This is a genomic window from Paenibacillus sp. MCAF9 (assembly GCF_052114265.1).
Lineage (GTDB): Bacteria > Bacillota > Bacilli > Paenibacillales > Paenibacillaceae > Pristimantibacillus.
On sequence record NZ_JBFREL010000001.1, the window covers coordinates 207,887 to 231,472 of the forward strand.

18 protein-coding genes are annotated in these 23,586 nt (G+C 46.7%); all 18 read left to right on the top strand.

The annotated features are described in order from the left end of the window. Positions 1 to 121 precede the first annotated feature (121 nt). Positions 122 to 1,132 (top strand): ABC transporter substrate-binding protein, encoded by a 1,011-nt coding sequence (locus AB4Z45_RS00980; RefSeq protein ID WP_430058807.1) that lies wholly within the window; start codon positions 122 to 124, stop codon positions 1,130 to 1,132. Between the two features lie 27 nt (positions 1,133 to 1,159). Then, on the top strand, positions 1,160 to 1,957 hold the full coding sequence (locus tag AB4Z45_RS00985; RefSeq protein ID WP_441907505.1) for an ABC transporter ATP-binding protein: 798 nt from the start codon (positions 1,160 to 1,162) through the stop codon (positions 1,955 to 1,957). Positions 1,958 to 2,039: 82 nt separating this feature from the next. Next, entirely contained in the window at positions 2,040 to 2,837 is a 798-nt protein-coding gene (locus AB4Z45_RS00990; RefSeq protein ID WP_441907843.1) for an ABC transporter permease, read from the top strand. Between the two features lie 38 nt (positions 2,838 to 2,875). Beyond that, positions 2,876 to 3,844 carry an aromatic acid exporter family protein gene (locus AB4Z45_RS00995; protein ID WP_076265791.1) on the top strand — a complete coding sequence of 323 codons (969 nt, stop codon included), beginning with the start codon at positions 2,876 to 2,878 and terminating at the stop codon, positions 3,842 to 3,844. 602 nt (positions 3,845 to 4,446) lie between these two features. Then, positions 4,447 to 5,010 (top strand): outer spore coat protein CotE, encoded by a 564-nt coding sequence (locus tag AB4Z45_RS01000; protein WP_441907506.1) that lies wholly within the window; start codon positions 4,447 to 4,449, stop codon positions 5,008 to 5,010. Between the two features lie 139 nt (positions 5,011 to 5,149). Beyond that, on the top strand, positions 5,150 to 6,568 hold the full coding sequence (locus AB4Z45_RS01005) for a putative amidoligase domain-containing protein (protein ID WP_441907507.1): 1,419 nt from the start codon (positions 5,150 to 5,152) through the stop codon (positions 6,566 to 6,568). Positions 6,569 to 8,193: 1,625 nt separating this feature from the next. After that, a complete protein-coding gene (gene mutS / locus AB4Z45_RS01010; protein ID WP_441907508.1) occupies positions 8,194 to 10,893 on the top strand; it encodes a DNA mismatch repair protein MutS in 2,700 nt (899 codons plus the stop codon). A gap of 27 nt (positions 10,894 to 10,920) precedes the next feature. Then, a complete protein-coding gene (mutL, locus tag AB4Z45_RS01015; protein ID WP_441907509.1) occupies positions 10,921 to 13,002 on the top strand; it encodes a DNA mismatch repair endonuclease MutL in 2,082 nt (693 codons plus the stop codon). Then, positions 12,999 to 13,775 (top strand): class I SAM-dependent methyltransferase, encoded by a 777-nt coding sequence (locus tag AB4Z45_RS01020; protein ID WP_441907510.1) that lies wholly within the window; start codon positions 12,999 to 13,001, stop codon positions 13,773 to 13,775. Before mutL ends, AB4Z45_RS01020 begins: the two co-directional genes overlap by 4 nt. Next, positions 13,772 to 14,785: a tRNA (adenosine(37)-N6)-dimethylallyltransferase MiaA gene (gene miaA / locus AB4Z45_RS01025; protein WP_441907511.1), complete on the top strand. Its 1,014-nt coding sequence runs from the start codon at positions 13,772 to 13,774 to the stop codon at positions 14,783 to 14,785. Before AB4Z45_RS01020 ends, miaA begins: the two co-directional genes overlap by 4 nt. 17 nt (positions 14,786 to 14,802) lie before the next feature. After that, complete coding sequence (gene hfq / locus AB4Z45_RS01030) at positions 14,803 to 15,048, top strand: RNA chaperone Hfq (RefSeq protein WP_076265797.1); 246 nt, start codon at positions 14,803 to 14,805, stop codon at positions 15,046 to 15,048. 152 nt (positions 15,049 to 15,200) lie between these two features. Next, positions 15,201 to 17,675: a PBP1A family penicillin-binding protein gene (locus AB4Z45_RS01035; RefSeq protein ID WP_441907512.1), complete on the top strand. Its 2,475-nt coding sequence runs from the start codon at positions 15,201 to 15,203 to the stop codon at positions 17,673 to 17,675. Between the two features lie 17 nt (positions 17,676 to 17,692). Then, a complete protein-coding gene (locus AB4Z45_RS01040) occupies positions 17,693 to 18,331 on the top strand; it encodes a peptidylprolyl isomerase (protein ID WP_441907513.1) in 639 nt (212 codons plus the stop codon). A 224-nt stretch (positions 18,332 to 18,555) separates the two neighbouring features. Further along, positions 18,556 to 19,113: a DUF402 domain-containing protein gene (locus AB4Z45_RS01045; RefSeq protein ID WP_076265800.1), complete on the top strand. Its 558-nt coding sequence runs from the start codon at positions 18,556 to 18,558 to the stop codon at positions 19,111 to 19,113. Further along, on the top strand, positions 19,110 to 19,787 hold the full coding sequence (locus AB4Z45_RS01050) for a YdcF family protein (protein ID WP_441907514.1): 678 nt from the start codon (positions 19,110 to 19,112) through the stop codon (positions 19,785 to 19,787). The genes AB4Z45_RS01045 and AB4Z45_RS01050 overlap by 4 nt, the downstream gene beginning before the upstream one ends. 89 nt (positions 19,788 to 19,876) lie before the next feature. Then, the gene (locus AB4Z45_RS01055) at positions 19,877 to 20,866 is read left to right on the top strand and encodes an AAA family ATPase (protein ID WP_339202714.1); all 990 of its coding nucleotides are present in this window, start codon (positions 19,877 to 19,879) and stop codon (positions 20,864 to 20,866) included. 25 nt (positions 20,867 to 20,891) lie between these two features. After that, entirely contained in the window at positions 20,892 to 22,181 is a 1,290-nt protein-coding gene (gene hflX / locus AB4Z45_RS01060; RefSeq protein WP_441907515.1) for a GTPase HflX, read from the top strand. A 93-nt stretch (positions 22,182 to 22,274) separates the two neighbouring features. Then, positions 22,275 to 23,567, top strand: a complete 1,293-nt coding sequence (locus AB4Z45_RS01065; protein ID WP_441907516.1) for a methionine gamma-lyase family protein — start codon at positions 22,275 to 22,277, stop codon at positions 23,565 to 23,567. Positions 23,568 to 23,586 lie beyond the last annotated feature (19 nt).

Here is a 23,586-nt window from a genome sequence, read left to right on the forward strand (position 1 = left end):
TCCAATCGTCCAATGACGATAATGGGCAGCCTTCTTTTTGTGCATGTATTCACCGCCCTTCGCTAAAGCGCATAGGCTGAAGTACATTTATTAAACGCATAGTTGCAGAAGGGACTCAAAAATGAAAAAACGAATGGTATTGACGATGCTGCTCGCCGCAGTGCTAGTCATGACAAGTGTACTGGCTGGATGCGGGAAAGGCGATTCAGGCAATGTGAAGATTCGTATCGGCGAAGTAACGCGCTCATTATTTTATGCACCAGAATACGTAGCTGTCGCGAAAGGCTTCTTTAAAGAGGAAGGGCTCGATGTGGAATTAACGACTACGCCGGGCGGTGACAAAACGATGACGGCATTGCTCTCGAATGCGATCGACGTTGCATTGGTTGGATCGGAAACGTCCATTTATGTGTATCAGCAGGGGACGGATGATCCGATCATTAACTTTGCCCAATTGACTCAAACCGATGGTACTTTCCTTGTGGCTAGAGAGGCTGATGCAAACTTCGATTGGAACAATTTAAAAGGAAAAGTATTCCTTGGCCAAAGAAAAGGCGGAATGCCGCAGATGGCCGGCGAGTTTGCGTTGAAGAAGCTTGGCATCGATCCGAAAGCGGATTTGGAGCTGATTCAAAACGTTGATTTTGCAAACATACCTGCAGCCTTCGCATCGGGTACTGGCGATTATGTCCAGCTATTTGAACCGACAGCTTCGATTTTTGAGAAGGAAGGCAAGGGGCATGTGGTAGCATCATTTGGTGAGGAAAGCGGTCACCTTCCTTACACGGTGTTTATGGCTAAGAAAAGCTATATCAACAAAAACAAAAAAGCTATTCAATCGTTTACGAACGCTGTTCATAAAGCGCAGCTCTGGGTTAAAGACAACAATGCAGAAGCAATTGCCGATGTTGTGCTGCCATATTTTGAAAATGTGGATCGCGATATTCTTATCAGCTCCATTGACCGTTACAAAAAACAAGGCTCGTTCGCTACAGATCCAATCATTGATGAAGGGGAATGGAACAACCTTCTTGATGTTATTACGAGCGCGGGAGAACTTCAGAAGCGTACCGAGCATAGTGAAATTGTAGATACTAGCTTTGCCGAAAAAGCAATTGAAGCAGTGAAATAACTGCCGGCATGAAATGGAGGCTTAGGCATGATGGATATACCTGTGCTTGAGCTGCAGCAATTATCGCATGTATATGTGAATGAAAAGGGAGCCTCCCTCGCGGTTGAGCAAATTGAATTGACGGTTAACCGCGGGGAGTTTATCAGCTTGGTGGGTCCGAGCGGCTGCGGCAAGACGACGGTGCTTAGTCTGTTAGCCGGCTTGTTTCCACCGACTAAGGGGCAAGTACTGCTAAATGGTGAGCGGGTTGTGGGACCTTCGCCCAAGGTAGGCTACATGCTGCAGCAAGATTATTTGTTTCCGTGGCGTTCAATCAAAGAAAATGCCGCAATTGGACTTGAAATAAGCGGACGTAAATCAGAGAAGGCACTTCAAGCGGTAGATGAGCTGCTCGTTGAGCTTGGACTTCCGGAATCAGGACGCAAATACCCTCATGAGCTGTCAGGCGGAATGAGGCAGCGAGTCGCACTTGCAAGAACATTAGCTACGGAGCCGGAAGTGCTTCTGCTCGATGAGCCTTTCTCTGCACTTGATCTGCATATCAAGCTCCAACTCGAGGACTTGGTTCATCAGACTTTGAAGAGACTTGGCAAAACAGCGGTTCTCGTCACACATGATCTGGCAGAAGCTGCTGCAATGAGTGACCGTGTTATCGTGCTAGGCAGAAATCCCGGACATATTCGATGTGAAGTGGAAATACCGGAAGACATCCGTCAAGCAACCCCGATGGCGGCTCGCAAGCTCCCAGGCTTTCAACAATTGTTTGATCGCTTATGGGAGGAGCTTGATGAGGACGACATGGAAGGGGGTGGAAATGGTGGATGAACGAAGCAGTCAGGATGCAACGAATAGCGACATAACAGATAAAGCTGCTGTATCGGGTATTCAAGAGGATCGCTTGACTTGGATGGGCGAGCTGCACACTCGGTTCAAAGAACACAAGCGGCGTATTACAGCAGCGGTCATCACAACGCAGTTTGTACTGCTGCTCTTGTTTATTGGACTATGGGAAGCGGCTGGGCGCAAAAATTGGATTGATCCCTTGTTGTTCAGCTATCCCTCCAAGATGTTTTTGCAGCTTTGGAAGACGATGGCTGACGGCTCCATATGGCCACATGTGGGCATGACTGTGACGGAAACCGTCGTAGGTTTTTTGCTGGGTACGATTTTAGGCACTGCGATTGCAGCTTTGCTATGGTGGTTCCCATTTCTATCCCGTGTATTCGATCCTTATTTGGTCGTCCTCAATAGTATGCCAAAAGTAGCGCTTGGACCTATTTTTATCGTGGGACTTGGACCAGGCTTTATGTCAATCGTTGCCATTACGCTGTCGATAACTGTCATTATAACGATATTGAACATTTATAATCAATTTCGTGAGATTGACACCGGATATATAAAGGTCGTAAGGCTGTTTGGCGCTTCTAGACTGCAATTATTTAAGCTAGTCATTTTGCCGGGTTCCTTTCCTGTCATTATTTCAACGTTGAAAGTTAATGTCGGGCTAGCGTGGATCGGCGTCATCGTTGGTGAGTTTCTCGTCGCCAAGCTAGGTTTAGGTTATTTAATCATATATGGCTTCCAAGTTTTCAATTTCACATTAGTGCTTTCAAGCTTGATTGTGATTGCTGTTGTCGCTACGGTTATGTATCAGTTAGTTGCGATGCTGGAGAGAAAGTTGACTGAGGGTTGGCGCGAGCGGTAGGATGTAGAAATAAATCCTACTTAACGTGAGGTTATTTCATGGGCATTCGTATTATCAAAACGGCGTTGGCCGCCATTGCAGCCATTTATACCGCAGTCTATCTCGGATTGGAGCCGCCGCTTGGCGCCGGGATTCTTGCCATACTTGGCGTTGAAGTGACGAGGATGAAGGGGATTAAGAGCGCATTTGTGCGATTTATCGCTTCTGTGCTCGGACTTTTTTTTGCTTCGCTTATCTTTACTGTATTTGGTTTTCACATTTGGGCAGTTGCTATATTCATTCTCATTACTTTTCCAATATTGTCGCGCTTCCAATTGAAGGATGGCATCGTTACAAGCTCGGTTATCGTATTCCATCTTTTCAATCGGGCAGAGGTGACAACCGATATTATTGGAAACGAAATTATGCTCTTATTTGCAGGTTTGGGATGGGCAACCATCGTGAACATCATTTATATGCCTAAGGATGAGCATCAACTTAGCTTCTTTCGTTCTTCAATTGAGCAAAACTTTGCCGTCATTTTTCAAGAAATGTCGCTGACGTTGCGAGATCCATCGCATATATGGAATGGCGGCGAAATTTTGGAAGCCTATAACGCGATTGAGGAAGGCGCCCAGCGCTCCGTTCGCAATCGCGAAAATCGGCTTTGGGGCCAAGAGCAATATTGGTCCACTTATTTTGAAATGAGACGTCAGCAGCTCGAATCCATCCAGCAAATGATGGTTAAGCTTGCTTTCGTATATGAAAAGTTTCCTCAAGCGATTATGATCGCAGATTTGTTTGATCAGCTGTCTAGCGATGTGAAATCAGATGTTTATAAAGGCAGCGTTGGAGAGCGGCTGCTAGAGCTGTCTCGATTATTTCAAGCGATGGAGCTGCCAAAAACAAGAGATGAGTTCGAGGTTCGCGCTTCGCTGCTCATGCTTTTAAGGGAACTTGAACGGTATTTAGGCATCGCGAAGCGATTGAAAAAAAGAAAAGTCATGACGTCCGAACTTCGACCATAGAATGTAAAGGGAAAAATTCGTTGCGAGGCAAGCGTAAATAGCTGTGGCGACATTCGTAGACATAGCTATTGTACCGCCTAGAAATTCAAATGCGATTATGGCGTAATAATATAACTGCATGAATTTCTGGCGTATGCGGCTGTGGCGGCATTCGTAGACATAGCTATCGTATCACGTTGAAATACGAGTGGCTTATAGGTTTTAAGCTATAGCCGCTTGAATTTCTAGCGTAAACGGCTGTGGCGACATTGGCAAACCTAACTATCGTTTTGCGCACATATGCAAGCATGATTGTAGAGATAAAAGCTATAATCGCATGCATATCAATCGCAAGCAGTTCTGCAAGCCATTTCGGCACAGCATACGTTTAGCTGAGAAATATAAGCATCGTTATAAGTGTGGCGCTTATGTATTCTTATATTTCGAGCGTAACGGCTATTTCCGACGTCAGGCGGCTCTAGCATCCGTTCCGCAGTGATCTATATGGATCGCTATAAGTATAAAACTTATATAATCTTATATTTCGAGAAAATAAACAGTCACCCTAGACGAATGTCCTGCATACACTTTAAATGAATGATTGTATGGAGGAGGTTAAATCAATGGCTATTGCAGATAAACAGCTACAATACAGAGAAATAATTACGAAAGCTGTCTGCGGCAAAGGTCGTAAGTTTTCCACTGTAACCCATACCGTGACGCCGCCTCATAATCCAACCAGTATTCTGGGAGCATGGATCATCAACCATCAGTATGAAGCGGTTCGTTCGGGCGACGGCATTGAGGTAATTGGTACTTACGATATCAACATTTGGTATTCGTACAGCAAAAACTCGCAAACAGACGTAGCTAAGGAATCCGTGCATTACGTCGAGCATGTCAATCTATCCTATGTAGACCCGAAACATCGGCCTTCTACGGTGGAAGTGTCAGCCGAGGTAGTTCAGGAGCCAAACTGTATCGAAGCGAATATTTCTTCGAACGGTTCAGGCGTCGTGATTCGTGTAGAGCGTGAGTTTTCGGTAGAGCTAGTCGCCGAGACTAAGGTTTGCGTAGCGGTTCTTCCAGGCGGTTGCGACGACCTGGACGGCAAGGATTTGGAATTCAGCCTCGGCGATAATGATTATGAGGATTTGGATCCAGATCTGCTGGACGATGAGTTGTAAGCAAGCCGGGAAGCTTTGCTGTCAAGGTATCATATGCTGCGCGAGCGGCAAATTCGAGGGCGAAAGCCCTCTTTTTTTTTGAAATTATAAAAAAAGCGAAAATTGATGTATACATCCCTTGTTTAAAGGCGGGAAAGCCATGGCTTCGACGTGGATATGGCGAGGCAGCTACGATCGGCTTGAGAAAATTACATACGATGCCAACGAGCAGCATACCTCAGGCGAGCGCAATGGGCAGCCGCTGCATGCCGAGCACTGGTCAGCAGTGAGAGCAGGGGATGCTGTGCTCGCATGGTCAGACGCCCGCACAATCGATAGCAGCCGTTTTACAGGGATGTGGATTCTTAATGTCAATGGTCACATTGCCACAAATCTGCTTGATTCGGAGAAACAGCGCATTTGGCGCCGAGCTGGCTTGTGCGGCGGTCCTGCGATTCAGAGTGAACGATTGTACCGCATCAGCGTCGTCCATTTGGAGCCCGTCGAAATGATGCGAATTGACGCATCGGGGAAGGTGATGCAGCTCAAGTCTTTGCTGCCAATCAGCGGCGGTTGGCCTGATGATCCAGCGCTGCGAAGAGTGGCGCGTACCGCTGTAGCGGCACTCTATGCACTTGGCCTCGATATTGGAGAGGCCGAGGTATGGCTTGGCGGGGACGGGCGCACAGCCGTCCGCGATGCTTGGCCGAAGCTGAGGGACATGAGGCTGGAGGCTGCTTCGCTAAGGCGATTCGCCGCGTGGCATGCCGCGGCGAGAGCGGAGACTGTGGATCGGCAGCTGCTTATTGGCGCCGATCCGGAGTTTGTGCTTGTGACGCCAGCGGGGAAGATCGCGTCGGCGTCACGGTTTTTTGGAGCTGGCGTCGGCGGGGCAGCCGGTGCCGACGCCTTGCTCGTTGGGCGACGGCTGCTGTATCCCGTCGCCGAGCTGCGGCCTGAGCCGGCCGATAGCCCGGCCGCGCTTGCCGCGAATGTGCGGCGGCTGCTGCTGCGCGCCGCCGATCGCATCAGCGACCCGGCGCTGCGCTGGGCCGCTGGAGCGATGCCCGTGCCGGGGCTTGCGCTCGGCGGGCACATTCATCTTAGCGGAGCGCCGCTGACGAGTCGCTTGCTCCGCCTGCTGGACAGCTACGCGGCATTCCCGCTCGCGCTTGTTGAGGACCCCGCAGGGCGGGCCCGCCGTCCAAGGTATGGCACTCTTGGAGACTTCCGTCTGCAGCCGCATGGCGGGTTCGAATACCGCACGCTGCCGAGCTGGCTTGTATCGCCTGCGGCAGCCAAAGCTTCTTTCGCGCTCGCGCTTATATGCGCCCGCGAAGAACAAAATCTATCCTACATGCCGTCCCTACAGGAGCGTTATGTAGCAGCATATTATTCTGGCGACCGCACAGAACTAGCGGACTGCTTGGATAGCCTCGTTTCAGCACTCTCGGCCACTGCAAGCTACTCTGAAATGGCTCCATACATCGAGCCATTGTTTGATGCTGCAAGAAAAGGAAATACCTGGGATGAAAGCACAGATATCCGCGTCAAATGGAGACTGYCATTAAGAAGATAGGCGTTGTGAAATGGCATCTGTAAGTCGCTATTGTTTGAGTTTTTGCTTCTGAGTGTGATAGTTAACTCGATACACGCAGCACTTGTCTTTTATTATGTGTTATTTACTGATGCTGCAAGAAGAGGTGCGAAAGGGGAGTTGAGCTCCATATTGAACAGAGTATGGAGCGAATGTGTCGGCTTGCGATAACATTGTTATATTTCTAACGGACATACGATCCGCTATTTTGGAGAATCGGGCACATTTTTTAATCTTGCGGACATACATTCCGCTATTTGCTCAAAAGGGAGCTAAAAACTAGCTCCCAGAGCCAAATAAGAGCTTCTACGTCCGTTAGTAATGCGTAAACAGCCAAAATGAGCATAATAACGTATCTGATGTCCGTTAGCTCATCGCAAAAGTCACCTCAAACCTCCTAACGGACATACGATCCTCTATTTTGGAGAATTGGGCATAAATTCGAATCTAACGGACATACATTCCGCTATTTGAGCAAAAGGGAGTTAAAAACTAACTCATGGAGTCAAATAAGGGATTCTATGTCCGTTAGTAATGCGTAAACAGCCAAAATGAGCATAATAGCGTATCTGATGTCCGTTAGCTCAACGCAATAGTCACAACACACCTCCTAAAGGATATATGATCCGTTATTTTCGATAATCAAGCACATATTTGAAACTAACGGACATACATTCCACTATTTTAGCAAAAGGGAGTTAAAAACTAACTCATGGAGTCAAATAAGGGATTCTATGTCCGTTAGTAATGCGTAAACAGCCAAAATGAGCATAATAGCGTATCTGATCTCCGTTAACTCATCGCAATAGTCACCACACTCATCCTAACGGACATACGATCCTCTATTTTGGAGAATTGGGCATAAATTTGAATCTAACGGACATACATTCCGCTATTTGCGCAAAAGAGAGCTAAAAACTAACTCATGGAGTCAGATAAGGGATTCTATGTCCGTTAAAATGCGTAAACCACCAAATTGAGCATAATAGCGTATCTGATGTCCGTTAGCTTATCTCAAGAGTCACCGCACACCTCTTAACGGACATATGATCCGCTATTTTGGAGAATTGAGCACAAATTTGAACCTAACGGACTTCATTCCGCTATTTGCGCAAAAGAGAGCTTAAAACTAGCTAGAGGAGCTTAATAAGGGATTCTATGTCCGTTAGTAATGCGTATAAAGGCAAAAGGAGCACAATAGCGTAATAGACTATCTAGTGTCCGTTAAACCTACTCCTTTCTCCCATCTCACAAGGTACCTCATCTCTATACATTCACAAGTTTAAGCATTCCGCTCCCAAACCAGCTAACAAATACAATGCTACTGGTTACCATCAATAAACACTGCTCCCATGAAGTATCACGTTTAACTAGCTCCCAGCAGTTAGCCCCTCAACCACCTCCAAACCACCTCCAACAAAACAAACAAAACCACCCACAAGCCGTTTCACTTATGGCGCACATCTGTTCCGCTTGTTATAATGAATATCTACTGTTTACTGCATGGGCGCAAAAGGATTATTTTCTCGCACGCATGTAATTAACGATATTAATTATTTGAACATATACGGAGCAGAATGCTGCCTACGTTTTTGAGGAGGATCGGAATGGCTGGATATACTCCAATGATTTTGCAATACCTAGCTATAAAGGAAGAGGCAAAAGATGCTTTTTTATTTTTTCGATTAGGCGATTTTTATGAAATGTTTTTTGATGATGCAATAGCCGCTTCGCGCGAGCTGGAAATTACATTGACAGGCCGAGAGGGCGGCGGCGAGCAAAAAATACCGATGTGCGGTGTACCCTATCATTCCGCTGAAAATTATATTAGCAGACTAGTGGACAAAGGCTACAAGGTAGCCATCTGCGAGCAAGTCGAAGATCCGGCAGCGGCAAAAGGCGTTGTCCGCCGCGAAATTGTTCGGATCATTACACCCGGTACCGTTATGGAATCGAAGGCGCTCGACGGAAATACGAACAACTTTATTGCTGCAATCGTTCGCTCCCAAGGCCTGTTCGGTCTTTCGGCATGTGATTTATCGACAGGTGAGCTCTATGTAACCTCATTCCAAGAGCATGTCGAAGCGCTGATTGATGAAATAAATGTTTATCAGCCATCGGAGCTGGTCGGTGACAAGGAATTGCTTGATCGTGTTCAGGCTGCAGCCGTATGGAATAAGCAGCTGCTGCTAACTGCCCGCGAGCCAATGGATGCGGACAAACTTACTGAGCAGTTCGGAGAGCAGGAGCTTGCCAAAATATCTGGAGCAAGGCTGCTGGCAGTTAGTGTACTTACGGGTTATTTGGACGAAACACAAAAACGCTCACTTGGACATGTACGTTCGATAACTAGCTATGAACCAAATCAATATATGATTTTGGATCACTATACACGTAGAAATTTGGAGCTAACCGAGACGGTCCGTGATCGCAACAAGAAGGGCTCGCTTTTATGGCTCCTTGATCGCACACAAACGTCAATGGGAGCGCGGCTTCTGCGCCGCTGGATCGACAAACCGTTATTAAACAGCGCTGCCGTTGAAGCTCGTTTGGATGCAGTGGAGACCTTATACCTTAATTTAATTTTGAGAGATGACATACGCTCAGAGCTTCAGCCTATTTACGATCTTGAACGGCTTGTCGGCAGAGTAGCTTTTGGCAGCGCAAATGGGCGCGACTTAAATGCACTTCGCAGCTCGCTTCGCCGCATTCCGCAATTGACTGCTTTGTGTGAACAGTCTGGCTCAGAGGTCCTCAAAGCACTTGTGGACGGAACAGACAATTGCTCCGATTTAGCTGATCTGATTGAAACCGTGTTAGTCGACGATCCTCCAGTTACCATTAGAGAAGGCGGACTGATCCGAGCTGGCTATGATGACTATTTGGATCAGCTGCGCGAGGCAAGCACGAACGGAAAAAAATGGCTGGCTGAGCTCGAACGTCAAGAGCGCGAGGCAACAGGCATTAAAAATTTAAAAATCGGCTATAACCGCATTTTTGGCTATTACTTAGAAGTTTCTAAAGCAAATTTATCAAGCCTGCCTGAAGGCAGATATGAGCGCAAGCAAACATTGGCAAATGCGGAGCGATTTGTAACTCCTGAGCTCAAAGAGAAGGAGCGGCTGATTCTCGAAGCAGAAGATAAAATGGTCGATTTGGAGCATGAGCGTTTCATCGAGCTGCGTGATCATTTGTCGCAACACCTTCATCGTCTGCAGAAGGCCGCTGCGATTATCGCTGAGCTTGATGTTTACCAATCGCTGGCAACGGTCAGCGCTGAACGTCGTTTTTCTCGTCCGCGCGTGACTGAGAATTATAATCTGCACATAGAGGATGGAAAACATCCAGTCGTAGAGGCGATGATGGATGGTACGCCATTTATTTCAAATGGTACTTCGCTCCATAAGGACGAGCAGTGGATGCTCCTGATCACAGGGCCTAATATGGCTGGTAAAAGCACATACATGCGCCAAGTCGCACTCATTTGCATCATGGCTCAGATGGGCTGTTTTGTTCCTGCTAAGTCAGCGGTTATTCCGTTAATTGATCGGATTTTCACACGAATTGGAGCGGCTGACGATCTTATCGGCGGGCAAAGCACCTTCATGGTTGAGATGAAGGATATCCAGCTAATGACAGAGAAAGCAACGGCGAACAGCCTTGTTATCATTGATGAGCTGGGCAGAGGCACCTCAACGGGTGAAGGAATGGCAATCGCACAAGCAGTTATTGAGTACGTCCACCATCATATTGGATGCAAAGCGCTGGTATCCACGCATTTCCATGAGCTGGCGCATCTCGAGGAATCTTTGCCATCTTTGACTAACGCACGTATGGCGGTTGAGGAAAGCGGCGATAATGTAACGTTTCTGCGAAAGCTGATTCCAGGTGCTGCAAGCACTAGTTACGGAATTTACTGTGCACAGCTTGCTGGACTGCCGCAATCGATCATTGGACGAGCGTATGAGCTGCTTGATGAGACAATAGCGCACGAAGCTCCAAAAGCAACAGCTGGCACTGAAAGTGCTGTTTCTAGCAATCGTTTCACTTACCCAGTACCGGAGGACTCTTCAGTGTTTTCCAATTCCAGCACTCGCAATGAGCGAGTAAAGGAAACCAGTGCAATGGTACAGCTTTCAATATTTGATGAGCCAGCAGCTGCTGTGGAAGCAGAGCCCGTGCGGAAGAAAGCGAATCCGAAAGCGGAGCAGCTGGCGGATCAATTGCGCAAGCTGGATTTGTTTAATTTGACACCAATGCAAGCTATGCAGTGGCTTAACGATATGAAATCGAAATTAAATGACTAGTTTCGTGAAAGGGGGAACAGCAACGTCATGGCAAAAATTAATATATTGGATGAGCAGCTAGCCAACCAAATAGCCGCAGGAGAAGTGGTAGAGCGGCCTGCTTCAGTCGTCAAAGAGCTTGTTGAGAACGCGGTAGACGCTGGCAGTACAACGGTTGATATTATGATTGAAGAAGGCGGCTTATCGCTTATAAAGGTCATCGACAACGGCTACGGCATAGAGGCAGCCGATATCATAACCGCATTTCAGCGGCATGCGACGAGCAAAATATCTACAGCGAGCGACTTGTTCCGTATTGCGAGCCTTGGCTTTCGCGGAGAAGCGCTGCCGAGTATCGCAGCGGTTTCGAGGCTGCAGTGCACGTCTTCGGAAACGTCGACAGGACTTGCACGCCGGATTGTGATAGAGGGCGGCAAGGTTACCATTGATGAACCAGCAAATGCTCCGCAGGGCACGGAAATGACCGTGCGGGATTTATTTTACAATACACCTGCGCGCCTTAAATATATGAAGGCAATTCAGACGGAGCTAGGACATATTTCCGACTATATTAACCGCATCGCACTTGCTCATCCGGGCATAGCATTTACGTTCAAGCATAACGGGAATGTACTGCTTCGTACGCTTGGAACTGGTGATCGACTTCAAGTCATTGCGGCCGTTTATGGCTCAAATACAGCGAAGGTGATGCTCAAGATCGAAGCAGAAACTTCAGATTACGAGCTGAGCGGCTATATCTCGAAGCCTGAACTCACACGTGCGAATCGAAATGGGATTACTGCAATCGTTAATGGACGTTACATTCGCAGTCATACGATTAATCAGTCTTTGCTGCAGGCTTATCATACGCTGCTGCCGATCAATCGTTTTCCGCTTGCGATATTAGAAATAGGAATGCATCCAAGCTTGCTCGACGTAAACGTTCATCCATCCAAAATGGAGGTCAGGTTCAGTAAAGAACCGGAGCTTCGTACAATGATAGAAGATGCGATTAAAGCGGTGTTAGGTCGCCAGCGGCATATACCCGGCCCAGAATCAAGCAATAAGCTGGAGCGTTCAAAGCCATTGTTCGTTCAAGATGCGATTTCTTTCCATCGCCCTGAGCCCATGGCGGAATCGTTTAAGCCTTACCAACCAACAGCGACAAATAAGACTTCATCGACGCCTTATAAGCCGCCGGTTATTGATCGGGAATATGTTCCTAGGAATGCGGCAGAGAAGTTATATGCTCCTCCTCCAACGTTTCCTATTGACAACTTTACTGTCCGTGAAGCTCCCACGCATATGGAGCAAGCGTCTAAAGATTCGGATTCTAATCTAAAATCACTTGAAACAGCCTTAGACACTGATTCGTTACAGAACGCTGCTCAAGAAGCCGCTGTGACCCTTGAATTCGCTGAGGCACGAGCTTACCAGGCGGATGTGCCGCAAGAGAACCTTTTTGATGAGGCGCAGGCGCCAGTAGTTCAAGCCATGATCGCCGAGCTGCCATCAGAAGAAGAAACAGTAGAGGATCAACCATCCTTTCCTGAACTTCACTGGATTGGACAGCACCACGGCACCTACATTGTAGCGCAATCGGAGGATGGTCTTTATTTAATCGATCAGCATGCTGCGCATGAACGGATCAATTATGAATATTTCTTTCAAAAATTCGGAAATCCTGAGGCAGCTAGCCAACAATTGCTTGTTCCTTTAACACTTGAATTTACAGCAGGAGAAGCGATGCAATTAAAGGACCTTATTCCTATGTTCGCGCAAGCAGGCGTGGAGCTGGAGTCCTTCGGTCCTCAAACGTTTCTCGTTCGTTCCTACCCGGAATGGATGCCTCAAGGCGAGGAGCAATCCTTGCTTGAGGAAATGGCAGAACTTCTCATATCCGAGCGAAAAACGATTGATATCGGCAAGCTTAGGGAAAAGGCGGCCATTATGTGCGCATGCAAAGCCTCCATTAAAGCAAATGATCGTATGAACCGTGAGGAAGGCGAGACACTCTTGACAAGACTTGCAAGCTGCAAACAGCCCTATACTTGTCCGCATGGCCGCCCAATCATTGTGCATCTATCGACCTATCAGCTCGAAAAAATGTTCAAGCGGGTGATGTCTTGATTGTTACAACGACGGCTAAGCCTTCAGAACGGGCTTTGGAGCAAGCAAGCCGGCTTTCTGAAGAGCTAGCCGCTTCGCTCAAAGCACGCGGAAACTTAACGGTCAACAAATTGTTATCGTTAAGCGATGACAGTCAGCTAATTGTCGTAACCGAAGAAGAGGTTCGTTATTATGACGGACAATCAGAGACGCCGCTTTATTTTCACCCCAGCATGGCATATGTGCGGGTAAAACGGCTGCGGCGCGGTGAAACAGATCCTCTTATCCAGCTTTCGGGATGTTTGGAAGGAGATCAAATCATTGATTGCACAGCAGGCCTTGCTTCGGATTCTCTAGTGTTTTCATATGCCTCTGGACCTAAAGGAGCTGTTACCGCGATTGAGAGCGAGCCTATCTTATGCGCTATCGTTCGAGAGGGTCTAGCTGGTTATGAAACTAGCCTTCCTGATGTGAATGAGGCAATGAGACGTATTGACATGAAGTGCTTGAATCATTTGGAATACTTAAAAGGATTGCCTGACAATAGTGTAGATATCGTTTATTTTGACCCTATGTTCCGTAAACCGATTAACGAATCCAGCTCGATGGAGCCGCTTCGCGGCATTGCAAATATGGACGCTTTGTCGCATGAAGTAATTGAGCAAGCAAAGCGTGTAGCAAGAAAAAGCGTAGTTTTAAAGGAGCATCAAGCTAGCGGTGAATTTGCAAGACTCGGATTTGAACGCAAGCATGTGAATACTTCGAAAATTGCATATGGAGTGATAAAGCTTTGAGTGAAGAAATAAACAATACGCAGTTAGATCAAGAAGGGCTTCCGATTCGTAAGCAGCCATTGCTGGTCCTCATTGGTCCTACAGCTGTAGGCAAAACACGAATGAGCTTAGATATTGCAAAAGCCTGGAATGCGGAGATCATATCGGGCGATTCCATGCAGGTTTATCGCGGCATGGATATTGGTACTGCCAAAATCGGACTTGAAGAGCGTGAAGGGATTCCTCATCACCTTATCGACATTTGTGAGCCGGACGAAGCATATTCTGCTGCTGATTTTCAAGCAGGAGCAACGAAAGCGATCGCGGAAATATCGGAGCGAGGAAAGCTGCCGTTTATCGTTGGGGGTACTGGCTTATATGTGGAGTCTGTTTGTTATCAGTTTCAGTTTGCAGAAATTGGTTCGGATGCTGCATTCCGGCAAGAGCAAGAGCATTATGCGGCTGAATTTGGCGCAGAAGCTTTGCATGCGCGCTTAGCTGCTATCGACCCTCCAGCAGGGCAGAGATTGCACCCAAATGACATGCGCCGCGTCATCCGTGCGCTGGAAGTTTATCACATGACTGGACAAACCTTCTCCGATCAGCAAGCCGGCCAAACTAAGGTGTCTCCATATGAGCTTTGCATCATCGGTTTGACTATGGACCGTGCGGAGTTGTATCGTAGAATAGAGTTGCGGATAGATGAGATGATGAAGCTAGGTTTAGTAGATGAGGTGAGGCGCCTACTTGAGAGAGATTTGCCGCCTGCAGCGGTTGCTATGCAGGGTCTTGGCTACAAAGAGATTGCACAATATTTACAGGGAGAATGCTCATTGGAAGCAGCGGTAGAGCTACTGAAAAGAGATACGAGAAGGTTTGCAAAACGCCAGCTTTCCTGGTTCCGTCATATGAAAGACATTCATTGGATTGATATGGGGGAAAATTTTCACAACAATTTGCAATCTGTTCATGATATAATAGCAGGAAAGTTTCAAGTTAATCTTGAATATACTTCTAATCAATCTTTTTAAGACGGGGGTAACGTCCAATGAACAAATCGATCAATATTCAAGATACGTTCCTGAATCAGCTTCGCAAAGACAACATACCGGTTACGGTTTTTTTAATGAATGGCTTCCAAATTCGGGGCGTTATTAAAGCGTTCGATAATTTTACGATTATCATCGACAGCGAAGGTCGTCAACAAATGGTATACAAACATGCTATTTCGACGTTCACCCCGCAGCGGAATGTTTCTCTTATGCAGCAAGATCATAACAGTTCCGATTCATAGCCTTAATCAGTTAGTGAAACTTTCTTATAACGTGTCTCGTTTAACTAGATAGCGGCAGGCAAGAGCAACCCCGCTCCAAGCTGGGTTGCTCTTTTCATTTTGTGGTAAAACTAGATTAGACAGACAATTGAACAACAGGAGGGGAGTCGGCTATGGCTGAACGACCAAGCAAAACAACTGCACCTAAAACTTCTAAACAAAAGAAGAAAAAGAAGATATCAGGAAAGAAATGGTTTTATGGATTATTTTTCACCGCTGTAATCGCCATCGTATGCGGCTTGATCGGATACTTGCTTATCGTGCTGAACGGTGAACGAGTTCTGACTGAAAATGCGAACAAGCTGACTATGGGTGAAGCATCCATCATTTATGATGTGAATGGGAATGAAATTTCACGATTGTCCGATCCAAATGAAAATCGTGAGATTGCTGAATTTTCGGAAATTCCAAAGCAACTGCTTGATGCTATTGTAGCAACAGAGGACCAACGTTTCTATGAACATTCAGGAATCGATTTTTTTGCTATCGGACGTGCTGTTGTGAAGGACGTTATCGCACGCAGCGCTGTTGAGGGAGCGAGTACGATTACCCAGCAGCTTGCCAAAAACGTATTTCTAACCGCGGATAAGACGTTTTTCCGTAAAGCAACGGAAGCCTCTATTGCGGTAGCGCTTGAGCACAAGATGTCCAAGGAACAAATTTTAACGATGTATTTGAATCGAATATTTTTTGGCAAGAGAGTACATGGCGTTAAGGAAGCAGCCAAGTATTATTTTGACACTGATCTTGATAAGCTGGAGCTTTGGCAGATTGCTACTATTGCCGCTATGCCGAAAGCGCCGAACCGCTACAATCCAATCAATCATCCTGAGGATTCGATGAACAGGAGAGCAGTTGTGCTTAAGCTTATGTTCGATCAAGGCTTGATTACGGCAGCAGAGATGGAAGAAGCGAAAGCGGTCGTGTATGAAATTCCTAAAAATCATGAAGAAAGAAATACCGAAAAGTATCCAGCATTTATTGATTATGTGGTTGAAGAAGCGATGGAGAAGACTGGGAAATCCGAGGAAGAGCTTCGGATCGGCGGTTTCCGGATTTATACGTCGCTAAACCCGCAAGCACAGGATACGATGGATACACAGTTTAACGATGATGACAACTTTGAGAAGAGCAAGGATGACCAACAGGTGCAAGGCGCAATGATCATTATTGATCACCGCGATGGCACGATTCAAGCCTTAACAGGCGGCAGAGATTACGTGAAAAAGGGACTTAACCGGGTAGAGGTTCCTCGCCAGCCAGGTTCAGCTTTCAAACCGATTATCTCATATGGTCCTGCTCTTGAGACGGGCAAGTATTATCCATGGACTGTACTTGCAAATGACAAGAAATGTTACGGCAGCTATTGCCCGACGGATAGATGGGGAGCAACTGCAGTTACGATGCAGCAGGCGATTAAGGATTCTCGAAATCTTGCCTCCGTTTGGATGCTGAATCAAGTAGGCTTGAAGCAAGGGTTTGCTTTTTCAAGCAAGCTTGGCATCGAGCTTGAGAAAGATGATCGTAATTTAACAGCTGCACTTGGGGGCTTGTCCAAAGGTGCAACGCCTATGCAAATGGCAACAGCTTACAGCGTGTTTGCGAACGGCGGCAGATCTGTTGATCCTCATGCGATTTCGAAGATTGAAGGCAAAAATAATTATAAATACGAATATAAAGCTCCACCTTCCAAGCAGCTCATGTCTGAAAGCACTGCCTATTATTTGACGGAGATGATGCAGACGGTCGTACAAAAGGGCGGTACGGGTACAAGAGCAGCAATTGATCGTCCATTGGCAGGGAAAACGGGTACTACTCAGCATGGTATTCCAGGATACAAAGGCTCGGGTATTCGGGATGCCTGGTTTGTTGGCTACACGCCGGAGTGGACAGCAGCCGTATGGATGGGATACGATAAGACAAATGTGGAACATATCCTTAAGACAGGCAGCAGTCAAGCTGCTTCCATGTTCTCCAAGGTTATGAAACCTGCAATGAAGGATGTAGCGAAGTCAAGCTTTAAGAAACCGCAAGGCATTAAAGAAAATAAACCGCCGGCAACGATAACAAATTTTAAAGCAGTATTTATTCCAGAAGAAATGAAGGTTCAATTGTCGTGGGATCCGTATCAGGATGGAAAGGTCACTTATCAGGTTTACCGCAAGGAAGCTTCAGAAAGTGACTTCATCCGCTTCGTAGACTCGCTCACTTCCACAGGGGTAGATGATATGAGTGCATTCCCGGGAATGACCTATGAATATTATGTTGTGGCTTATGATGCTGAGCAGGATTTGGAAAGTGCTCCATCTCAAAAAGTTAAGATCAGCATTCCTGAAACAGATGTGAATCCGGATGTGCCAATGGAGCCGAATCCAGATGAGCCGGGCGGAGTGGAGCCCACACCTCCAGTAGAAGGCGGTGATGGAGAACCGACGCTGCCTCCAACTGATGGTACAGGTCCAGGAACAACTGAGCCGCCAGGACCTGGAAATGGAACGGGTGAACCGACGCCAACTCCAAGCACTGGCACAAATACGAACAACAGCAACAATGCTCTAGGAAATACTGAAACCGGCGGCAATACGTAAGAAACGGGTGGTTAGCAATGGCGAATAGAAAGAGAGCACCATTCTTGTATTTAATCATTGTTGTCGCAGCAGTTATGGTTATAGCTGGCTGCGGCAAGGATGGGTCAGGAAGGGATAGTGCTTCAGCTTCAGCCAAGTTGATGAACTGGGACAAGATGCCTGATATGCAGATTGATCTCGACAAGTCGTACTTAGCAAAGTTTAAAACGACTAAAGGCGATTTTACAGTCAAGCTGTTTACGGAAGACGCGCCGGTAACGGTGAACAATTTTGTTTTTCTCGCTCGAGAAGGCTTTTATGATGGATTAACATTTCACCGTATTATTGAGTCTTTCATGATTCAAGGCGGAGATCCAAAAGGAAACGGATACGGTACTCCAGGTTATTCAATTCCAGATGAACTAAGCTCGGAAATGAAATACGAAGAAGGAATTGTTGCGATGGCAAACGCAAGCAAGCCTAATTCGGGTGGCAGCCAATTTTTTATTTGCACGGGACCTGATGCTGCAAATTTAAACCGCGAGCCTAATTATACGATTTTCGGCAAGGTGGAGAGTGGCATGGATGTTGTAAAAGCCATTTCGAAGACACCTTTGAAAAACAACTTGCCAACTGAAAAGATCGTCATTGATTCGATTGAAATCGTTGAGCAATAAGAGGAATACCGCCTTTCGGGGCGGTATTCTTTTTATTTTATCGCAAAGAGCTTGGTTTATTTTGGCTGTCGGCTGGAGATGGACGTTAAGTTATGGTAATCTTTTTTTATAGGTAAATTTCAATTGTCGTTGGTCGCAAAATGTTCGTTGTGTAAACAAAGCCAAGAAGAGCTGTGCAGGTTGCTTGCGAGCTTTTCCCAAATGAACGGAAGGGTACGTTCCGTATGAAGAGAAAATTTTCAGACCGAGCTAACTGGCGGCGTATCTTGCGTAAGAGCTATACGTGCCTAGCGCTGGACGGTGAAGAGTTCAAAGGTCTCGTGACGTTTTACCGGATTCATGAATTGCGTGAGCCGTTATGGAAGGAATATAACGGACGTAGATTATGTTTGGCAGATCGCGGATACTTGTGGATGCAGCATTTTCCTAGAGGCGAGCATTTTGTCGTCACGACGATGTTTGATGACAAGGGACGCGTCGTGCAATGGTATATCGATGTTTGCAAAACGCAAGGCTTAACCGATCAGCAGGTGCCTTGGTTCGATGATTTATATTTGGACGTGGTTGTGCTGCCTAGCGGCGAGGTATTTCTCATGGACGAGGATGAGCTGGAGGATGCCTTAAGGCAAGGTGATGTTAATGGCAAGGATGTTGCACTTGCTCGCAAAACAGCAGGAAAATTACTATCGAGCATACGAAACGGACGGTTCCGGTATTTTACGCTGAGCCTTAAGCATCGCAAGAGCTTGCTTGCAAAAACCGGGGAATTAAGCGAATCATGAGGAAGGCAACCGTCTCAAGGAGCAGCCCGCGCAGAAGATCGAAGAAAAAGCGTCCGTGGCTGCTCTTGTTTCGTGTTGTTGCCTGGTTAATATGTGCAGGCGTGTTCTGGTGTGGATATTTACTGTGGTTAATTAATGGTTTCGATACGAATAAGCCGCTTGTTCCATCGGATGCAGGGATCGTTCTTGGTGCTGCTTTGTGGAATGATGTGCCAAGTCCAGCACTGAAGGAACGGCTTGACCTTGCTTGGCAATTATACAAGGCGGGTACGGTAGACAAGCTTATTTTGACAGGTGGATTGGATGGCAACGGTTCAAAGAAAACAGAAGCCGAGGGTATGAGGGACTATCTCATAACAAAAGGTATTTCAGCTGACAAGCTGTTGCTAGAAAATAAAGCGACCAGCACGTACGAAAATCTTGAATTCAGCAAGAAGATCGCAGAGCAGCAAGGCCTGTCAACACTAATTGTCATCACTCATGATTATCATGCTGCAAGATCGACGGAGATAGCCAAAAAGCTTGATTTTGTTCAGTTTCAAGTCGCTGGTACAAAGTCAAAGGTGCTAAATCCTGTCTATAATGAGTCGCGTGAAGTACTAGCTTTTACAAAGTGGAAGCTCGACTCTCTATTGCTTAGTCTCGGATTCCACTCTTCCGATTCGAAGCTGTAAATCTGCTAATATGCTGCTGCAAAGTAGAATAAACTTGTAGTGCGGTTAGCCGCTACAGCTTTCGAAGCAAAGGATAGGTGATGCCACAGATGAGTGGACACGTCAAATCGGGATCCGGCAATGGCACTGCAAGGCCTTCCCGTCAAATCAATGTGGTCCTAAGAACGCAAGAAACATTTCAGACTGGGGCCTCTGCTCCTGCTTTAGAGACAGAACCGCTGCCTGCAGTGAAGCCGCTGCCGGGCGTCGATCATTATGCTGACATTCAGAAAGAGCTTGAACCGATGATTGGCATGGACAACGTGAAATCTCTTGTGTACGAAATATATGCGTTGCTTTATATTAGCCGAATGCGTTCTGAAGCAGGATTATTTGGCGGCTCTCATGTGTATCATATGATTTTTAAAGGCAATCCAGGGACAGGAAAAACAACAATCGCCCGCATCGTCGCGAAGCTGTTTCAAAAGATGGGTGTACTCACCAAAGGACATTTGATTGAGGTGGAGCGAGCTGATCTTGTTGGCGAATATATTGGACATACCGCTCAGAAGACGCGAGATCTCGTTCGAAAAGCAATCGGCGGAGTGTTGTTTGTTGATGAAGCGTACAGTCTAGCTCGAGGCGGAGAAAAAGATTTTGGCAAGGAAGCGATCGATACGCTTGTAAAAGCAATGGAGGATCACAAAAATCATTTTGTGCTCATACTTGCGGGTTATCCTGCCGAAATCGACGATTTTTTGCTCACAAATCCAGGCTTGCCGTCACGTTTTCCGATCCAAATCGAGTTTCCGGATTATTCGGTTGATCAATTGATTCAGATTAGTGAGCTCATGGCTAAGGACCGTGATTATATATTGCAGCCTCAGACCATATTTAAACTAAGACAGCATTTAATGCAGGAAAAGCTAAACACCATGTTCTCGTTCAGCAATGCCAGGTATGTTCGAAATGTAATAGAGAAAGCGATCAGGTTTCAGGCCGTTCGTTTGCTTACGCAGTATGCCAGTTCCGTTCCCGCTAAGCAGGAATTAATGACGATTAGACCAGATGATTTAAAGTGGGACACGAAACCAATATGATTGCGTAGTTTAGAAGGAGTATGAGATGAGCGAGATAACATTCGATACGAATACGAACATGATTGAAAAAGCGATACTGATTAGCTTAGTTACGTCAAAAGACAAGCGGAAAGGCGGAGACCCCGAGCTGTCGCTACAGGAGCTTGTACAGCTGACGGAAACAGCAGGGGTTGAAGTGCTGACGTCCATTACGCAAAACAAAGAAACCGTCGATTCCAAATGGTTTATCGGCAAAGGAAAAGTACAAGAAGTAAAGGCTCTAGCTGATGAACTGGGCGCTACAACGGCTATCTTTGATCAAGAGCTGTCCGGCGCTCAGGTTCGCAATTTGGAAGAATCACTGGATTTAAAAATCGTTGACCGCACCCAGCTGATTTTGGATATTTTCGCAGGTCGTGCCAAAACGCGCGAAGGTATTATTCAGGTTGAGCTGGCCCAGCTCAGCTATCTTTTGCCGCGTCTATCTGGACAAAGCAAAAACCTGTCACGTCTTGGCGGAGGCATTGGTACCCGCGGTCCAGGTGAAACGAAACTCGAGACGGATCGCCGTCATATTCGTGATCGGATTTTTGACCTGAAGACGGTGCTTGACGAGGTTGTACGCCACCGTAAATTGCATCGCGAGCGTCGCAAAAAATCCGGCGCCATTCAAGTAGCTCTTGTTGGCTATACGAATGCCGGGAAATCGACGCTGCTTCGCGAGCTTACTCATGCAGATGTGTATGTAGAAAATCAATTGTTCGCAACGCTTGATCCCACCTCAAGAACACTTGAGCTGCCAAATGGCCGAGAAATTATACTTACAGATACGGTAGGTTTTATTCAAAACTTGCCGACAGATCTTGTAGCAGCATTTCGGGCGACGTTAGAAGAGGTATGCGAGGCTGATCTAGTGCTTCATGTCATCGACAGCAGCTCTCCAATGCGGGATGAGCAAATTGCAGTCGTTAACAAAATTTTAGGTGAGCTTGGCGCCGCGGATAAACCCTATATTATGGTCTACAATAAGAAAGATATGTGTGTAAATAACGGTTCATTAGCAGATTTGCCGATTACTAGCGGCGACAATCTTGTCATCAGCGCGTACGATGCTGGGGATCTAGAGCTATTAAAGCAAACCGTGCAAGATAAGCTCAGCGGAGACGTAGTAGTCTTTAACGTACCGGCAGAACGTGGAGATTTGATCGCACTTGCTTATCGAAGCGGCGAGGTTATCAATCAAGAAGTGAATGAAGAAAGCTTACGACTTACCGTTCATGTGAGTAAGCAGGAATACGAGCAGCACGGTCATCGTTTAAAACAATATATTGAGTAGGGTTTGCTTACGAAGTAGTTTTGCTGCGCAAAACTTAGGCTTATGCTTACGAAGTGATTTTGCTGCGCAAAACTTTAAGGAGAAGATATCATAATGAACAGGCAACATGTAAACCAAAGACTATGGGAGCACCTAGAGCAGCTAGCAGAGCAGTCCGAGGTGCTTGCCTCAGAAGCTTTTCGCAGCATTGACAAGATAGCTGAGCGGAATCAGTGGAAGGTCATAGAAGCGTTTCAACATCACAAAGTAAGCGATTTTCATTTTACCGGTTCAACGGGATATGGCTATAATGATCGCGGCCGTGAAATACTTGATCTTGTTTACGCAGAGGTAATGGGAGCGGAAGCGGCTATCGTTAGGCCGCATTTCGTTTCTGGAACACATACGATCAGCTGTGCCTTATTTGGAGTGCTGCGCCCTGGGGATGAGCTCCTGTACGTTACGGGAAGACCTTACGATACGCTGCATAAAGTTATCGGGAAGCCTGGAGACGGCATGGGCTCCTTGCAGGATTGGGGCGTGAAATATTCTGAGGTAGCGCTCCTTGAGGATGGTGGATTGGACTGGGCTCAAATTGAGCAAGCGATCTCGGAAAAAACGAAGGTCATCGGTATTCAGCGCTCGCGTGGTTACGATTGGAGAGCTTCATTTACCGTTTCGGAGATTGAAACTATCGTAAATAGGGTAAAAGCAATAAAGCCGGACCTGATTGTTTTTGTGGACAATTGTTATGGTGAATTTACAGAGCTGCTCGAGCCTACTCAAGTTGGAGTAGATTTGATGGCGGGCTCGCTTATTAAAAACCCAGGCGGGGGCTTGGCTGAAACGGGTGGTTATATTGCCGGGAAAGCTTTTGCCGTTGAAGCTGCTGCTTACCGCTTGACTGCTCCGGGCATCGGAGGAGAGGTAGGCGCAATGTTAGGCACGCTCCGCTCCATGTTCCAAGGTTTATTTTTAGCCCCTCATTTGGTCGGACAGGCTATCAAAGGAAGTGTGCTTGCTGCTGCTTTATTTGAAGTGCTTGGGTTCGAAACAAAACCGAGATGGAATGAGCCGCGTACAGATCTCATCCAAGCGGTTCGTTTTGGACAAGCTGATCATTTAATCGCTTTTGTTCAAGGGATACAGCAGGCAGCTGCTGTTGATTCGCATGTGGTTCCCGAGCCTTGGGATATGCCTGGATATGAGAATGCTGTCATTATGGCGGCAGGAACGTTCATTCAAGGAGGCAGTTTAGAGCTATCAGCTGATGCTCCAATACGCGAACCTTACATTGCATATATGCAGGGTGGACTGACGTATGCTCACGCTAAATATGGTGTTTTAACCGCATTATATCGCCTTGTAGACAGTGGTTTAATTGTGATTAAACCTTACATAACTTGACACATTTGCGTTGTAACGG

Coding starts and splice junctions, on each gene's coding strand:
- AB4Z45_RS01050 (WP_441907514.1), top strand. CDS start 19,110: ATGAGGAAGGCAACCGTCTCAAGGAGCAGCCCGCGCAGAAGATCGAAG.
- AB4Z45_RS00990 (WP_441907843.1), top strand. CDS start 2,040: ATGGGCGAGCTGCACACTCGGTTCAAAGAACACAAGCGGCGTATTACA.
- AB4Z45_RS01045 (WP_076265800.1), top strand. CDS start 18,556: ATGAAGAGAAAATTTTCAGACCGAGCTAACTGGCGGCGTATCTTGCGT.
- AB4Z45_RS01065 (WP_441907516.1), top strand. CDS start 22,275: ATGAACAGGCAACATGTAAACCAAAGACTATGGGAGCACCTAGAGCAG.
- mutS (WP_441907508.1), top strand. CDS start 8,194: ATGGCTGGATATACTCCAATGATTTTGCAATACCTAGCTATAAAGGAA.
- AB4Z45_RS01035 (WP_441907512.1), top strand. CDS start 15,201: ATGGCTGAACGACCAAGCAAAACAACTGCACCTAAAACTTCTAAACAA.
- AB4Z45_RS01040 (WP_441907513.1), top strand. CDS start 17,693: ATGGCGAATAGAAAGAGAGCACCATTCTTGTATTTAATCATTGTTGTC.
- AB4Z45_RS01000 (WP_441907506.1), top strand. CDS start 4,447: ATGGCTATTGCAGATAAACAGCTACAATACAGAGAAATAATTACGAAA.
- AB4Z45_RS01055 (WP_339202714.1), top strand. CDS start 19,877: ATGAGTGGACACGTCAAATCGGGATCCGGCAATGGCACTGCAAGGCCT.
- AB4Z45_RS00985 (WP_441907505.1), top strand. CDS start 1,160: ATGATGGATATACCTGTGCTTGAGCTGCAGCAATTATCGCATGTATAT.
- hflX (WP_441907515.1), top strand. CDS start 20,892: ATGAGCGAGATAACATTCGATACGAATACGAACATGATTGAAAAAGCG.
- hfq (WP_076265797.1), top strand. CDS start 14,803: ATGAACAAATCGATCAATATTCAAGATACGTTCCTGAATCAGCTTCGC.
- mutL (WP_441907509.1), top strand. CDS start 10,921: ATGGCAAAAATTAATATATTGGATGAGCAGCTAGCCAACCAAATAGCC.
- AB4Z45_RS00980 (WP_430058807.1), top strand. CDS start 122: ATGAAAAAACGAATGGTATTGACGATGCTGCTCGCCGCAGTGCTAGTC.
- AB4Z45_RS00995 (WP_076265791.1), top strand. CDS start 2,876: ATGGGCATTCGTATTATCAAAACGGCGTTGGCCGCCATTGCAGCCATT.